Below are 16,274 nucleotides of genomic sequence, written 5' to 3' on the forward strand. Positions count from 1 at the left end.
GGTCACAGGCAGGGGCGTGTCGCGACAGGGCCTTGCAAGCCAGGGCTGAGCTTGGTTTGCTCAAAAGAACAGACCGGGAAAGGCGCGGCGCATGCGGTATAACGCACTCAACATCCTACGCGAGGGGCTGCGTGGTAATCGCGGCTGGCGCCCCGCCTGGCGCAAGCCCGAGCCGCGGGGCAGCTATGACATCATCATCATCGGCGGTGGCGGCCACGGGTTGGCGACGGCCTATTATCTTGCGGCTAAACATGGGCTTAGCAATATCGCCGTGCTTGAAAAGGGTTACCTTGGATCGGGCAATATCGGGCGAAATACCACGATCGTACGGGCCAATTACATGCTGCCCGGCAATTCTGAGTTCTACAGCCATTCCCTCAAATTATGGGAGGGGCTGGAGGAGGAGTTGAACTACAATGTCATGCATTCCCAGCGGGGGATCATCAATCTATTCCACTCCGACGGACAGCGCGACGAATTTGCCCGGCGCGGCAACATGATGATCAGCCAAGGTGATGATGCCATTCTGCTGGATCGCGGTGGCGTGTGCGAAATGCTACCCTATCTGGACTATGAGCAGACCCGTTTCCCTGTATATGGTGGTCTTTATCACCCCCGTGGCGGCAATGCGCGCCATGACGCCGTCGCCTGGGGCTATGCAAGGGGCGCTGACAGCCGGGGTGTCGATCTGATCGAAAATTGCCAAGTCACTGGAATCGATATCGAAAATGGCCAGGTGACCGGTGTGCAAACCACGCGCGGCCAGATCCGCGCACGCAAGGTTGGCATCGTCGTGGCAGGCCGCTCCAGTCAGGTCGCGGCGATGGCCGGGATGCGGTTGCCGATTGAGAGCCATGTTTTGCAAGCCTTTGTTACGGAGGGATTAAAGCCCTGTATCGACCATGTGGTGACCTATGGGATGGGCCATTTCTACATCAGCCAATCCGACAAGGGGGGGCTGGTTTTTGGCGGCGATCTGGATTTCTACGCCTCCTATGCTGCCCGTGGAAACCTTCCCATGGCCGAACATGTGGTCGAAGCGGGCATGACCCTCATGCCCATGATCGGCAAGGCCCGGGTGCTGCGCTCTTGGGGCGGGATCATGGACATGTCGCCCGACGGCTCTCCGATCATTGATCGCACTGATATCAAAGGGCTTTATCTGAATTGTGGCTGGTGTTACGGCGGGTTCAAGGCGGTGCCGGCCTCGGGCGATTGCTTTGCGCACCTGCTCGCCACTGATCAGCCGCACAGGGTCGCGACGCGCTACCGCCTTGACCGGTTCGAGACGGGTATTGGCCTGATGGACGAGGAGGCGAGCGGTGCGCAACATAACTTACACTAAGCCGGATAACCGATTGGTTTTAAACAGTTTATTGATCAAAGCCAAAGGCATACGTGATGCGGATTAACTGCCCCCTTTGCGGTTTGCGGGACCTGCGGGAATTCTCGATCAAGGGGGACGCCGTGGCGCTCGACCGCCCGGCCGAAGATGGCGATTGGCATAGCTATCTGCATCTGCGGGACAATCCATCGGGGGAGACCCGCGAGCTGTGGTTCCATGGCCAAGGCTGCGGGGCCTGGCTGGTGGTGCACCGGGATACGACGACCCATGCGATCAAATCGGTCACGTTGGCCGCAGAGACCACACCATGAGGGTGGTCGGCAAGGGCCGGGTGGACCGGGACGCCCCGCTGAATTTCACCTTCGACGGCAAAGCCATGCGCGGATTTCAAGGCGATACGCTGGCATCCGCTCTCATGGCCAACGGTCAAAAGCTCGTCGGGCGGTCATTCAAGTATCATAGGCCCCGCGGTATCCTGACCGCCGGATCCGAAGAGCCCAATGCCCTGATGGAGATCGGGGCCGGGGATGACTGGATCCCCAACACGCGCGCCACGGTTCAGGAGTTGTATCAAGGGCTTACGGCGCGCAGCCAGAACCGTTGGCCCTCGCTTGATCGTGATGTGTTAAGCGTGAATGACCTCTTTGCGCCATTCCTGGGCGCCGGTTTCTATTACAAGACGTTCATGTGGCCCAAGACCTTTTGGGAAAAGGTCTATGAACCCACGATCCGCAAGGCGGCTGGGCTGGGGATGCTGCCGCAGGCCCATGACCTGATCCGCCATGAAAAGGCATTTGCCCATTGTGACCTGCTGGTGATCGGTGCTGGCCCGACCGGCTTGATGGCGGCGCGGGCCGGGGCCGAGGCGGGCGCCGACGTGATCCTGATCGATGATCAGACCGAACCCGGCGGGCGGCTTTTGTCAGAGATTGAGGAAATCGACGGGCTGCCGGGCTGGCGCTGGGCGCGGGAGCAGGCAGCGGAGTTGCGCCAGATGGGCGTGCAGATCATGCCCCGCACCACTGTCACTGGCGCCTATGATGGTGGGGTCTATGGCGCGTTGGAATTGGTCGGGCATCACTTGGCGGAGCGACCTGAACACCTGCCGTTGGAATGTTTCTGGCGGATCACCGCGCGGGCAACTGTCCTGGCGGCGGGGGCACTGGAGCGGCCCATCGCCTTTGCCAACAACGACCGGCCGGGCATCATGATGGCCGGTGCCATGCGCAGCTACCTGCACCGCTGGGGCGTTGTCCCAGGGCAGGATGTGGCAGTGTTCGGCAGCACCCAAAGCGCCCGCCGCACGGCGCGGGATCTTGTCGAGGCAGGCCTGAATGCGACGCTGATCGACCCGCGCGAGGAGGCCGGGGCGCCGCCAGACGTGCGCCTGATCGCAGGGGCGCAGATCAGGGACACGAATGGCCGCAAGGGCGTGACCGGCATCCACTTGACGACGGGCCGGATGATCCCGTGTGATGCCGTGGCGATGTCTGGCGGATGGACACCGTCGGTGCACTTGACCTGCCACATAAACACGCGCCCGGTCTGGCAGGAGGATATCGCCGCCTTTGTCCCGGCCCCCGATGCCGTGCCCGGCCTGATTGCCGCCGGGGCCTGTAACGGGACCTATGACACAGGCGGATGTCTGGCCGCGGGGCTGGAAGCGGCGGGCGTGGCTGTGGAGAAGCTGGGATTGCGTCCCTCATTCACCGATCTGCCGAAGGTCGAGGGGACGCCCGCACAGGATCACCCGATCTGGCATGTGGCGGGGCCGGGGCGGGCGTGGCTTGATTTCCAGAACGATGTGACGACCAAGGATGTGACCCTGGCGGCACAGGAAAACTTCGTGAGCGTCGAACATATGAAGCGCTACACGACGCAAGGGATGGCGCCGGATCAAGGCAAGAACTCGAATATCGGGGCGCTGGCTGTGCTGGCGGACGTGACGGGGCGCAGCATCCCCGAGACGGGAACGACGACCTATCGCCCGCCTTTCGTGCCGGTGACCCTGGGCGCCATGGGAGCAGGGGCCCGTGGCAAGGGCTTTGCGCCGGAGCGTCTGACCACCAGCCATGCCAGTAGTGTGGCCCGGGGTGCGCCGATGATCGAAGCGGGGCTTTGGTATCGCCCGTCCTATTTCCCGCAGGCGGGGGAGACCACCTGGCGGCTGTCTTGCGACCGGGAGGTTGGGTATGTGCGGCAGGCCGTCGGGATCTGTGATGTCTCGACCCTCGGCAAGATTGACATCCAAGGGGCGGATGCCGGTGCGTTTCTGGATTTCATCTATACCAATCGGTTCTCGACCTTGAAACCCGGGCGGGTGCGCTATGGCCTGATGTTGCGTGAGGACGGTCACGTGATGGATGACGGGACGACCGCCTGCCTGGGCGCGGGGCATTATGTGATGACCACGACGACTGCGGCTGCGGGCGCGGTGATGGCGCATCTGGAATTCGTGCGCCAGGGCTTGCGGTCGGACTGGGATGTGCACCTGACCTCGGTCAGCGAGCAATGGGCGCAATTCGCGGTGGCCGGGCCCAAGTCGCGCGATCTGCTGAACACGCTATTGGATCAACCTGTCGATAACGACAGTTTCCCGTTCATGGCCTGCGGGACGGTGCGGGTTTGCGGTGTTGACGGGCGGCTTTTCCGTATCTCGTTCTCGGGCGAGCATGCCTATGAGGTCGCCGTGCCCGCCCGATATGGTGATAGCCTGTTTCGGCTGCTGGTAAGCCAGGCCGAGGCGATGGGGGGCGGGGCCTACGGGATGGAGGCGTTGAATGTCCTGCGGATCGAGAAAGGGTTCATCACCCATGCAGAGATTACGGGGCGTGTGACGGCGTTTGATATCGGCATGGACCGGATGATCTCGGCCAAGACAGATTGCATTGGCAAGGCGGCCTCCCGCCGCCCGGGCCTGCTGGATCCCGCGCGTGAACGGATGGTTGGATTAAAGCCGGTCGATAGCGGCGACCTCACCGCTGGCGCACATCTCTATCCGGTGGGAGAGAAGGCCGTGCCCACCCAGGACCAAGGCTATGTCACGTCGGTGGGATATTCGCCGACGCTCGGCCATTCCATCGGTCTGGGATTTGTCCATCACGGGCCCGAGCGTATGGGGGAGGAGTTGCGGATGATCGACGCCTTGCGCGATGTGGAGATCCCGGTGGTGATCTGCGATCCGGTGTTTGTGGACCCTGACGGGGGGCGCGCCCGTGGTTGAACTGGTCGCCCAAATGCCGCTGGACGGATTGGATGTCAGTCTTGGTGACGCACGGCTGGTGGAGATGGATCTGGGGCCGGTAACCCTGTTGAGCGCTGGCCAGGACAGTGACCTTGCCCAAGCGTTGCAGGCGGCCCACGGGTTGAGTTGGCCCGCGCCGGGGGGCGTGGTTGAGCAGGGTGAAGCGCGGATCCTGTGGTTTGGGCTTGGGCAGGCCTTGCTGATCGGCATTGTGCCGAATCCGAGCCTGGGTGATCATGCAGCCCTCACGGATCAGTCCGACGCATGGGCCGCCATGGCGCTGTCCGGGCCGAATGCGCGATCCGTACTGGTGCGGCTGACACCGCTTGATCTGCGGGACGGCGCGTTTGCCGTGGGTCGGACCGCGCGGACGATGCTACAGCATATGGGATGCAGCCTGACGCGGACGGGGGCGGATGCCTACCTGATCCTCGTCATGCGTTCCATGGCGGCAAGTGCTGCCCATGATTTGACCGATGCGATGGCGATGGTGGCGGCCCGACAGACAACCTGAGACCGACCGCCCCTCGACTCCGCAGGCCCGGCGGCGGATAAAAGGGAATGTCCTTGCCGCCTGGATTCTTGGATGAGTTGCGCACGCGCCTGTCGTTGACCGATGTGGTGGGGCGCAAGGTGATGTGGGACACGCGCAAATCGAACCAGGGCAAGGGCGATATGTGGGCGCCCTGTCCGTTCCACCAGGAAAAGACGGCCAGCTTCCACGTCGATGACCGCAAGGGGTTTTACTATTGCTTTGGTTGCCACGCCAAGGGCGACGCGATCAGTTTTGTCCGCGAGACCGAGAATGTGGGTTTCATGGAGGCGGTCGAGATCCTGGCCGGAGAAGCCGGGATGCAAATGCCCGAACGTGACCCCCGCGCGCAGGAAAAATCGGACCGCCGTGGCGAATTGGCCAAGGTCATGGAGGCCGCTGTGCGCTGGCTGCGGTTACAGTTGAAAACCGGGGCCGCGTCCGATGCGCGCGCCTATCTGGACCGGCGGGGCCTGGGCGACAAGACGCAGGAGCGGTTCGAGATCGGATTTGCCCCCGACCAACGCCAGGCCATGTGGCAGGCGCTGACGGGGCAGGGGATCGAGGGACAAAAGATTATTGATGCGGGCCTGGCTGCCGAACCGGATGGTGGCGGCCAACCCTATGATCGGTTCCGTGGGCGCATCATCTACCCGATCCGGGATCCGCGCGGACGCTGTATTGGCCTGGGTGGACGGGCCATGGCGGCGGACGCCCGGGCGAAATACCTGAACTCGCCCGAGACTGAGCTTTTCGACAAGGGGCGCAGTCTATACAATCACAGCCCCGCGCGGGAAGCAGCGGGCAAAGGCCAACCCCTGATCGTGGCCGAAGGATACATGGATGTCATCGCGCTGGTTGAGGCGGGGTTTGAGGCCGCAGTGGCCCCGCTGGGCACCGCGGTCACGGAGGATCAGTTGCGCCTTCTGTGGCGGATCGATCCGGAGCCGATCATTGCGCTTGATGGTGACAAGGCGGGTTTGCGTGCGGCGATGCGGCTGATCGACCTCGCCTTGCCGCTATTGGAAGCGGGTCAGTCCCTGCGCTTTTGTCTGATGCCCGAGGGGCAGGACCCTGACGATCTGATCCGCGCCGCGGGGCCGCCTGCCATGCAAACACTACTGGACAAGGCCGAACCCATGGTGCGGCTTTTATGGCGGCGGGAAACCGAGGGCGCCCAGATCGACAGCCCGGAACGCCGTGCGGCATTGGACAAACGCCTGCGTGCCGCGGTCAAAACCATCGCCGATCCATCGATTCGCAGCCATTACGGTGAGGAGATCCGCCGCCTTCGCGCAGAATTGTTCGGGCAGGGCCGCCGGGATTTCGTGCCGCGCAAACGGGGCTGGACCCCGCCCGCAACCGCCCAGGCGACGACGCGCGCCTCTGTCCTGGCCACCGGGGATGCCGTGCTGCAGGAGCATCTGCGGGAAGCCGTGATCCTCGCCACATTGATCACGCATCCCGCCCTGAGGGCCGAGTTTGCCCATGTGTTGGAAGAGGTGTCCCTGACCGGGCCCAACCATGCCAAGGTTGCAACAGCGCTTTTGCGGTGTCCGCCGGACGCCGATCTGGCGGGTTTTCCCGCAGAAATCGACCGTGAGGTCCTTGAAACGCTGTTGAACGCTCGCCACGTGCAACTTTCGCCGTCGATGCGCCATCCGTCGGATACTGATCTGGCGCGGATGTGCCTGACCGAAGAACTCGCGAAACTTGCAGCCGCCCGGGGCGCGGAACGGGAAATCAGTGATGCGATGGACGAGCTTTCTGGGGTCGCCAATGAAGGGGTCGATTGGCGATTGGCACAGGCCGCAGCGGCCCGGCAAAATGCGGTTCGCGGAATGGAAGCCGACGTGACGGAATTTGAGATTGCCCCCAACGGTGCCCGTCTGGACCGGGAAGAACGGTCTGCCCTGGACAAGCTGTTGGACGGCATCACCTTTGGTAAGTCCGGCAAGGATACTGAAGGATAATGGAATCTTTGTCCGGATCCGGGTAACGGTGTGGACTTAGGGGTGATTCGCTCTATTGATTCGGTTGGATCGGGGCGTGGTGACAGTGCCCGGTAGGGCGCGCGGACAGGAGTAGTCGATGGCAGCCAAGGACAACACGGACGACCGCAAGACCGACGAGACCGACGCCGAGATGTCTCTCGATATGAGCCAAGCCGCTGTGAAAAAGATGATCGCGGAAGCGCGTGAACGCGGCTACATCACGTATGATCAGCTCAACCAGGTTTTGCCACCCGATCAGGCCAGTTCTGACCAGATCGAAGACGTGATGTCGATGCTATCCGAAATGGGCATACAGGTCACCGAAGAGGAAGAGGGGGACGAGGACGACAGTAAGGGATCGACCGAACTGGTCGAGGCCTCGTCATCGCGCGAGGTCACCGTTGCGCAGACTGAAACCGAAAAGCTGGACCGAACGGATGATCCGGTGCGGATGTATCTGCGCGAAATGGGTTCGGTCGAACTGTTGAGCCGCGAAGGCGAGATCGCCATCGCCAAGCGGATCGAGGCTGGTCGCAACACCATGATCCAGGGGCTGTGCGAAAGCCCGCTGACCTTCCAGGCCATCACGATCTGGCGCGACGAATTGCTGTCCGAAGATATCTTGTTGCGCGACGTGATCGATCTGGAAACAACCTTTGGACAGGGCGTTGAAGGCGACGAGACCGAGCCGGTCGTTGCCGCCGTCCCCGAAGCCGCGCCCAAACCCGAAGCAGCCACAGAACCCTCTGAAGAATTGGATGCCGATGGTAATCCCATCATCAAATCCGATGACGAAGATGATGAGGACGAACAGGCCAATATGAGCCTGGCGGCGATGGAAGCTGCACTTAAGCCGCGCGTTCTTGAAACGCTGGATCTGATCGCCCGGGACTATGCCGACCTTGCCGAGATGCAGGATCTGCGCATGTCGGCCACGCTGAATGAGGATGACAGTTTTTCCAAAAAGGAAGAGGAGCGTTATCAGACGCTGCGGTCCGAAATCGTCGTGCTGGTCAATGAACTGCATCTGCATAACAACCGGATCGAAGCGCTGATCGATCAGCTTTACGGCATCAACCGCCGCATCATGTCCATCGACAGCAATATGGTGAAGCTGGCGGACCAGGCTCGTATCAATCGGCGCGAATTCATTGAAGCCTATCGAGGCTATGAGCTTGACCCGACCTGGATGGAAAAGATGAGCGAAAAGCCCGGTCGCGGTTGGCAAGCGCTCATGGAACGCTCCAGTAGCAAAGTCTCGGACCTGCGGACCGAGATGGCGCAAGTCGGTCAGTATGTCGGTGTCGACATCCCCGAATTCCGCCGCATCGTGCAGCAGGTTCAAAAGGGTGAGAAAGAGGCGCGCCAGGCCAAGAAAGAGATGGTTGAGGCCAACCTGCGCCTGGTGATTTCCATCGCCAAGAAATACACCAACCGCGGCTTGCAATTCCTGGACCTGATCCAGGAAGGGAATATTGGCCTGATGAAAGCGGTCGATAAGTTCGAATATCGCCGCGGCTACAAGTTTTCGACTTATGCGACCTGGTGGATCCGCCAGGCGATCACCCGATCCATTGCCGATCAGGCCCGCACGATCCGGATCCCGGTCCATATGATCGAGACGATCAACAAACTGGTCCGCACGGGTCGCCAGATGCTGCACGAGATCGGCCGTGAGCCAACGCCGGAAGAGCTGGCTGAAAAGCTGCAGATGCCGTTGGAGAAGGTCCGCAAGGTGATGAAAATCGCCAAGGAGCCGATCAGCCTTGAGACACCCATTGGTGATGAGGAAGACAGCCAACTTGGTGATTTCATCGAGGATAAGAATGCCGTCCTACCGCTGGATTCGGCCATTCAGGAGAACCTGAAAGAGACGACCACCCGGGTTCTTGCCTCACTTACCCCCCGCGAGGAGAGGGTTTTGCGGATGCGGTTCGGCATCGGCATGAACACCGACCACACACTCGAAGAGGTGGGCCAACAGTTCAGCGTGACCCGCGAACGGATCCGCCAGATCGAGGCAAAGGCGTTGCGCAAGCTGAAACATCCAAGCCGCTCGCGCAAGCTTCGCAGTTTCCTGGATCAATAGAACATGCAGCCGCGTTAAGCGGACCGTAAAGGATTTGTCGGGCAAGGCGAACGAATTGCCCGACATATGGGACGCCACCGCTTTCGCTGAGCTTTCGGAATTGTGGGTTGGTGTGACGGACCGAACGGAGGTTCGATGGGTGCGGATCGGATGCGCCCCTTTGGTCGGTGAACGACCAATGCGCTAAATTGACTGACGCCTAATCTGTTCCCATATGGCCATATTCGACGCGGCCCTTTGCGACGTCATAACATGCTGACCCGGTCCAAGACTGACCTTAGTTTACGGCTCCGCCCAGTCCGATTGGACGGCAAATGGGCTCCGAAAGTTGGTCTGCGCGCCCCTGTCCATTTGAGCTGGGTGATTGGCGGACAAGCCGCGTGGAAACCTTGGCGACGGATGGAGGACGGAATGAGAAAAATCAGCATTACTTTTGCGATGGTTTTCGGATCAACGGGTGCATTGGCCGCCGCTGATTTCGTCACGGCGGGTGACGCGGGATATAACGCAACATGCAATGCCAGCGGTGCCATCTTGATGCCCGTCAATCCTGCACGCTCGCCCTTATATCTTGGCGCCACGTGCGATGCGTTCGACCCGGCAATTGGTGACGGAACCTGGGGATGGTCGGAGGCCGGTTTCGTGGCGCAAATCTATGGATCCCGATTTCCCTTTCCCAAGCAGCAGCCGCCTTGTCTGGACGATCCTCAGATCGGGCAGGCCATGCGAGCCTGCACGGAGCCGCCTATCGTTTCCCCATGATTGTTTTTTAGACAGCCCCAATTTGTGCTTTGAAAGTATTGGCCGAATTGGGCGGCGACATGCGAATATTGAAGTGAGTTGGCGGGTTGCTGATTTTCCCGGTAGTGGTTGTCATAGGCGGGGTCCTGTTGCCGCGAGAGGTGACGGTGGCGCACTGTACAAAGATTGATGCGCCAGCAGCGGCGATTTTTCCCCATTTAAAAAATCTCAAGGCGACAAAGGCGCAATCACCATGGCTGGTACTCCATCCGACCACAGAAGTAATCTACGGCGACAATCACTTGGGGCCTGAGGGCCAATATGGGCGCTGAGCCGATGTGGCGCTGGATGGGCCTTGACCATGAAAAACCTAACCAATCTAAACGCGTTGGTTAAAAGTTAACTCGGGGACCGTCAGAGCCACCGGACGAAAACCATCAAAATCTGCACAAACTGCGCTGATCGGCTGCACATGAGCCGATCAGATCGGGGTCATGACCCACCGACCCCTTCCCACGCTGGCCTTGGCCAGCTGCGCGCTCGCCTCGATCATCCTGGCGATTGAGCCGGTTCGCTGGCTGATCAACAGCTGGACCAGCCCGACATATGACAGCAATGGCTATGTGTATCTGATCGGGATCGTTGGTTTGGTGGCTTGGTCGGTCCTAAGTGGACCGTCCCGCACAAAGTCGGGCGCGCCGGTTCTGATTTTGTTGGCCTTGGCGGCAGGCATCCGGTTGCTGGGGCAGGTCCTGGCGATCAACACCCTGGGCGCGCTGGCGCTGATCGTGGATATCTATGCCATTGCCCGGCTGCTGGGTGTTGCGGATCGGCCGTTTGCCCTGTCGCCCCTTTGGCTGGCGGTTTTGTTTCTGTTCACTTTGCCGGTCGAGGTGATCGCACAGCGCTTGATCGGGTATCCCTTGCAATTGATCTCGGCCGATCTGGCCTGCAGTCTGCTGGGCGTAGTGTATCGCGAGGTTAGCTGCACGGGCATTCGCATCACGGTGCAGGCGGTTGATGTGCTGGTTGATCTGCCATGTTCGGGTGCAACGGGCCTGCTTTTGGCACTGGCGTTTGCTGCTACCATGAATGCAATCTACCGGCCGCGCCTGATCACGGGCTGCGCCCTTGGCGGGGCCATTGTCGGCCTGGCGGTTGCGGGCAATGCGTTCCGGATCACCGCGCTGGCCATCGGTCTTGAGCAGGGTTGGGATGTGATGGCGGAGCCCGCCCATTCCCTGATCGGCCTCGTCACGCTTGCCCTGTCGCTGTTGCCGGTCGCGTTGTTCTACCGCCCGAAGCCTGCGCCGATGCGCAGGGAACTGACCCTTCCCCACATCCCGGATGCTGTGCGGCTGGGCGTGGGGGCCGTTGGTGTGGGTGCTGCACTGTTGATTGTCACAGCCCCCGCGCATCCCATTGATGTCTCCTCTCGTCCGCACCCGCTGTCGCTGCCTGCGCAGATTGGTGGTCACCTGGCCGAACCCGTTGCGCTGACCGCGTTTGAGCAGCGGTATTTCGAGGCCTATGGCGGTCAGGCCGCCAAGGCGCAGTTTGGCCCGCTGGGAATCAATCTGGTCTCTACCCGCTCGCCGCTGCGGCACCTGCACGCGCCTGAGGTCTGTCTGCGCGGCCTGGGCTACACCGTCGAATTTCGCGGCACCCGACTGACCGGCACGCCCTATTCCGTCTATCGCGCGACGGGCCTACAGGGCGACGTCTGGCACGTCTCCGTCACCTATGTCTCAGATGCGGGCCACGCCACGGCCAGCATTGGCGAGGCCATCTGGCTGTGGCTGGCCCATCCCGGCAGCACGTGGCGCAGCGTGCAGCGGATCACGCCTATGGCCATGGCAGATGCCGACCGTGCGGCGTTCGAACTTGCGGCCGTCGCTGCCCTTGATCTTCCCCAAACCCATTGATCCCAAGGAGTACCCGTCCATGAAACCCTCCCTTTTGTTTTGCCTCAGCGTGGCATTTGGAATGGCCTTGGCCACCGCGACACTCGCACGCGGCATCGATGACCTGTCGGGCCGGGTCGTCGGCACCGCCGAAGATGGCCAACAGGTTGAACTGCCCCTGCTGCAGGCCCATTACGATGTCAGCATCCAGGGCGATATGGTCACGGTGATGCTGACCCAGACCTTTGCAAACCCGTCCGACCTGCCTATGCGGGCCGATTATCTGTTTCCCCTGAACCAACGCGCTGCCGTTTTCGCCATGGAGATGGAGGTGGGCGACGAGGTCGTCCGCGCCAAGATCCAGAAGAAAGCCAAGGCCAAGGCGACCTTTGAGAAGGCGGAGAAAGAGGGGAAGGCCGCGGCCCTTTTGACCCAACACCGCCCGAACATGTTCACCCAATCCATCGCCAACCTGATGCCTGGCATGCCGGTGGCGGTGACCCTCAGCTATGTGCAGCCGGTGCCGCTGATCGATGGAGAGTACCAGTTGGTCGTCCCCATGGTGGTCGGTCCGCGCTACCAAAGCACGCCGGAACCCGCCACTGTTGCCTCCGCCGACCCGGAGGCACCCGTTGTTGCAGACGGTTGGTCAATCAGTCAGACCCCCGCCCAGCCGCCAGTGGCCGGGCTTTCGCTTCCCGATACCCTGGCCGAGGATCGCGTTTCGATGGAGGTGCGCATTGCCGGCGGTCTGCCGGTCCAGCGGGTTGTCAGCGACACCCATGAACTGGCGCTGCTGTCGCTGCCCGACGTCACCCAGGCCCGTTTCGCCAAGGGGCGGGAGATCGACAATGCCGATTTTGTTCTGCGCTATACCCTTGGCGGTCAGGACCTGACCACGGGCGCGCTGACCCATGCCGAACGCGCGGGCGGCTATGTCTCGCTCATGGTGGCACCGCCGAACTTTCCGGACACGGCGCTGGCCACACCGCGCGAGCTGGTCTTTGTGCTGGATACGTCAGGCTCCATGTCCGGCCAGCCGATGGAGGCGTCCCGACGGTTCATGCGGGCTGCGATCCAGGGCCTGCGCGATCAGGATTATTTCCGGATCCTGCAATTTTCAAACGTGACCGGGCAAATGGCCACCAGTTCCTTGCCTGCCTCGCCCGAGAACCGGCAAGCCGCCCTTCGGTACCTCGACGGCTTGAATGCCGGGGGCGGGACAGAGATGAATAACGCCATCAATGCCGCGTTTGACACGGTGCAACCCGATGGCGCGATGCGGATCGTGGTTTTCCTGAGCGATGGCTATATCGGGCGCGAAGCGCAGGTCCTGAAATCGATCCGCGACCGGATCGGCGCAGCCCGGATCTATGCCTTTGGTGTTGGCACTTCGGTCAACCGGTATCTGCTGGAGGCGATGGCCGATGAGGGGCGCGGATACGTGCGCTATGTCGATCCGACGGCAGATGCATTCGAGGTGGCGGAAACTATGGCCCGCGACCTAAAAACCCCGCTTTTGACGGATATCGAGGTGGATTGGGGGGATCTCAAAATCACCGATACAGTGCCCCAGCATATTCCCGACCTGTTCGCCGGGGGCTCGGTCCGTGTCTTGGCGTGGTATCAGGGCGTGGGGCGCGGCGAGGTGACGATCCGCGGCAAGGTTCAGGGGCAGGAGGCTATTCTGCCTGTGCAGGTGAACCTGACCAACCAGGCACAACCCGATGCGCGGTCTCGGGCGCTGCCGCTGATATGGGCGCGTGCACGCATCGCCGATCTGGAACGTGCCTATGCCGTGCGTGACGGCAATCCTAATCGGATCGAGGCACAGATCACCGATCTGGGGCTGAAGCACAGCCTGCAAACCCGCTATACCAGCTTTGTCGCGGTGTCCGAGCAGGTGGTCAACGGGTCAGGTCTGCCGGCCCAGTCTGCCCAAGTGGCACAGGCGCAGGTCAAGGGTGTGAGCAAACAGGCCTATCCCAGCGGCTTTAGTGGATCCTCCACACATGAGCCGCAAACCTGGCTGGGTCTGCTGGTGCTGGCCGCGCTTGGCATGCTACGCCTGCATGGTCGGTGGCAGGCCCGGGCATGAGCTGCGTCGCTGACGACATGCAGTTGATCACCGGTGCGTGCCATCCGGCCTCACCATACCAAAAACAACCTGGGCGGGGGCCGAAGGAGAGGCAGATGAGCGCCAAGATCATGGTCGTCGATGATGATCACAACATCCGCGAGGTCATCCGGTTCGCGCTTGAGGATGCCGGGATGATCGTCAGCGAAGCCAGCAATGGCCAGGCCGCTCTCGCCGCCTTGTCCACGGCCCAGCCCGAATTGATGGTGCTGGATGTTGGCATGCCCGAGATGGACGGGTTCGAGACCTGCAAGGCGATCCGACGCTCCTCTTCCCTGCCGATCCTGTTCCTGACGGCCCGGGATGAAGAAATCGACCGCGTTCTGGGTTTTGAACTGGGCGCTGACGATTTCGTGCCCAAGCCGTTCAGCCCGCGCGAATTGGTCCTGCGGATCAAGGCGATCCTGGCGCGGTCCAAAGGGGCGGGGGATCCGACGGATCTGTCCCATAATGATCTGACGATGGACAAGCCCAAGCATGAGGCGCATCTGGCTGGCGACCCCCTGGTGCTGACAGGCATCGAATACGGTGTGCTCCATGCCTTGCTGCAGGCCCCCGACCGGGTGCTGAGCCGCAATCAGTTGATCGAAGCGGTTTATGGTGCGAACACCTACCTGTCTGACCGGACTGTTGACAGCCATATCCGCAATGTCCGGCAAAAGGCGGCTGCCTTGGGCTATCCGGATGTGATTGCAACGGTCCACGGTGTGGGCGTGAAGCTGGGCACATGTCAGAAAGGATAGTTCGCAAATGGCGGCCCAGCCTGGCCCTTGTCATTGCGGCTGTCTGTCTGGCCCTGGTCGCCTTGCCGGTCGTCGGCGTGCTAGCGGCGCGCCTGACCTCCAACCAGTTCGTGCGCGAGACGGAGCGGAGCCTGCTGGCCCAGGCTGTAATCTACGCCGAAGCCTATGCCATCGCCTATGCCGCTTATGGGGATAAACCACGCCACGGTCGGTTCCTGACTGCAGAACAGAAAGAGGCGCGAGCAGAGCATTATACGCCGATTACCCCGTCCCTTAGCGTGTTTCAGGGTCGCATCCGGCAGCCACGGCCAGACGGCACACCCCTGATCCATCCTGTGACCGCGCCGTATGATGCCATTGATGCACCACTGAGCGATCTGGCCAAGCGGATCCAGAAAAGCAATCTGGCGGGCTATCTGGCGCTTGATGCCTTTGGTGGTGTCATCGCCGGCAGCAGCGATGAACGCTACAGCCTTGCCAATGTGCCCGAGGTGCAGGACGCCTTGCGTGGCGAGGTCCGCTCGGTCCTGCGCAGCAAGACCAAGATTGAATTTCATCCCTTGAATTCGATCAGTCGCAATACCCGTTACCGCGTCTTTGTCGCGATGCCGGTTGTGGTGCAGGACCGTGTGGTTGGCGCGGTGTATCTTTCGCGCACACCGCTGGACCTGCAGAAATTTGTTTACCAGGAGCGGATGACCCTGCTGCTGGTCGGTGCGATTATGATCGCGGGCTCTGTCGCCTTGGGCGGTTTGTTGTGGCGGCTTGTGTCTCGCCCGATCCGGGGATTGCGGGAGCAAAGCCAACAGGTGGCACAAGGCGAACGGTCCGCCTTGGAACCCTTGGGCAGCTATGGCGTCAGGGAAGTGGCGGATCTGGGGGGGTCGATCCTGTCGATGTCAGCGGCGCTCGGCGACCGCTCGCGCACGGTGGAGACCTATACAAATCACGTCACCCATGAGTTGAAATCGCCCGTGACCTCGATCATCGGTGCAGCTGAACTGCTGGAGACCGGTGGCGCCGCCATGCCCCAGGAACGCCAGGCGCGACTGGTTCGCACGATCTCGACCGAGGGGCAGCGGATGACGACGCTGCTGGGACGGCTGCGGGAATTGGCTCGCGCCAAGACCGTTGGGGGACTGCCAGGAACGGATTTGGGAGAGGCTGTCCGCGCGGTGGCTCCGGGCCTGCCGAACCTGGTTATCGACAATGGTGTGGCACACGGGACGGAGGTGCCCCTGTCTGAGGAAGGGGCGGAAATCGTTTTGACCCAATTGATGCGGAATGCCGCGGAACATGGGGCAGCGACCGTCCGATTGTCATGGTCCGATAATACGCTCACGGTCGAGGATGACGGGAGCGGTGTGTCCGCGGCCAATCGCGATCGCCTGACGGAGCCCTTTTTCACGACCCGCCGCGATGGGGGCGGGACGGGCATGGGCCTGGCCATCGTGACGGCTGTCCTGGAAGGTCGCGGGGCGCGGTTGGATGTGGGGGCGACCAACGCATTGGGCGGGGCCACTTTCCACCTGATCTTCTGACTGC

11 protein-coding genes are annotated in these 16,274 nt (G+C 61.6%); all 11 read left to right on the forward strand.

Annotation, left to right across the window (positions count from 1 at the left end):
* The first annotated feature begins 91 nt into the window (after window positions 1-91).
* The 11 genes from IU397_RS16665 to IU397_RS16715 all read left to right on the forward strand — a co-directional run bounded on the left by IU397_RS16665 (window position 92) and on the right by IU397_RS16715 (window position 16,270).
* Window positions 92-1,345 carry a sarcosine oxidase subunit beta family protein gene (locus tag IU397_RS16665; RefSeq protein ID WP_204415905.1) on the forward strand — a complete coding sequence of 418 codons (1,254 nt, stop codon included), beginning with the start codon at window positions 92-94 and terminating at the stop codon, window positions 1,343-1,345.
* 56 nt (window positions 1,346-1,401) lie between these two features.
* Complete coding sequence (locus tag IU397_RS16670; protein WP_204415907.1) at window positions 1,402-1,656, forward strand: sarcosine oxidase subunit delta; 255 nt, start codon at window positions 1,402-1,404, stop codon at window positions 1,654-1,656.
* Window positions 1,653-4,568 (forward strand): sarcosine oxidase subunit alpha family protein, encoded by a 2,916-nt coding sequence (locus tag IU397_RS16675; RefSeq protein WP_204415909.1) that lies wholly within the window; start codon window positions 1,653-1,655, stop codon window positions 4,566-4,568. Before IU397_RS16670 ends, IU397_RS16675 begins: the two co-directional genes overlap by 4 nt.
* Window positions 4,561-5,103, forward strand: coding sequence for a sarcosine oxidase subunit gamma family protein (locus IU397_RS16680; protein WP_204415911.1), 543 nt, complete (start codon window positions 4,561-4,563; stop codon window positions 5,101-5,103). The genes IU397_RS16675 and IU397_RS16680 overlap by 8 nt, the downstream gene beginning before the upstream one ends.
* Window positions 5,104-5,150: 47 nt before the next feature.
* Window positions 5,151-7,094, forward strand: coding sequence for a DNA primase (gene dnaG / locus IU397_RS16685; protein ID WP_204415913.1), 1,944 nt, complete (start codon window positions 5,151-5,153; stop codon window positions 7,092-7,094).
* A 118-nt stretch (window positions 7,095-7,212) separates the two neighbouring features.
* Window positions 7,213-9,204 (forward strand): RNA polymerase sigma factor RpoD, encoded by a 1,992-nt coding sequence (gene rpoD, locus IU397_RS16690; RefSeq protein WP_204415915.1) that lies wholly within the window; start codon window positions 7,213-7,215, stop codon window positions 9,202-9,204.
* A gap of 411 nt (window positions 9,205-9,615) precedes the next feature.
* Window positions 9,616-9,966, forward strand: coding sequence for a hypothetical protein (locus IU397_RS16695; RefSeq protein WP_204415917.1), 351 nt, complete (start codon window positions 9,616-9,618; stop codon window positions 9,964-9,966).
* Window positions 9,967-10,439: 473 nt separating this feature from the next.
* Window positions 10,440-11,870, forward strand: coding sequence for an exosortase T (gene xrtT, locus IU397_RS16700; RefSeq protein WP_204415919.1), 1,431 nt, complete (start codon window positions 10,440-10,442; stop codon window positions 11,868-11,870).
* Window positions 11,871-11,889: 19 nt separating this feature from the next.
* Window positions 11,890-13,947 carry a VIT and VWA domain-containing protein gene (locus IU397_RS16705; RefSeq protein ID WP_204415921.1) on the forward strand — a complete coding sequence of 686 codons (2,058 nt, stop codon included), beginning with the start codon at window positions 11,890-11,892 and terminating at the stop codon, window positions 13,945-13,947.
* Between the two features lie 95 nt (window positions 13,948-14,042).
* Complete coding sequence (locus tag IU397_RS16710) at window positions 14,043-14,729, forward strand: response regulator transcription factor (RefSeq protein WP_204415923.1); 687 nt, start codon at window positions 14,043-14,045, stop codon at window positions 14,727-14,729.
* Window positions 14,714-16,270, forward strand: coding sequence for an ATP-binding protein (locus tag IU397_RS16715; protein WP_204415924.1), 1,557 nt, complete (start codon window positions 14,714-14,716; stop codon window positions 16,268-16,270). Before IU397_RS16710 ends, IU397_RS16715 begins: the two co-directional genes overlap by 16 nt.
* The last annotated feature ends 4 nt before the right edge of the window (window positions 16,271-16,274 follow it).

This window comes from Actibacterium sp. 188UL27-1 (genome assembly GCF_016901225.1).
In the GTDB taxonomy this organism is placed as follows: domain Bacteria; phylum Pseudomonadota; class Alphaproteobacteria; order Rhodobacterales; family Rhodobacteraceae; genus 188UL27-1.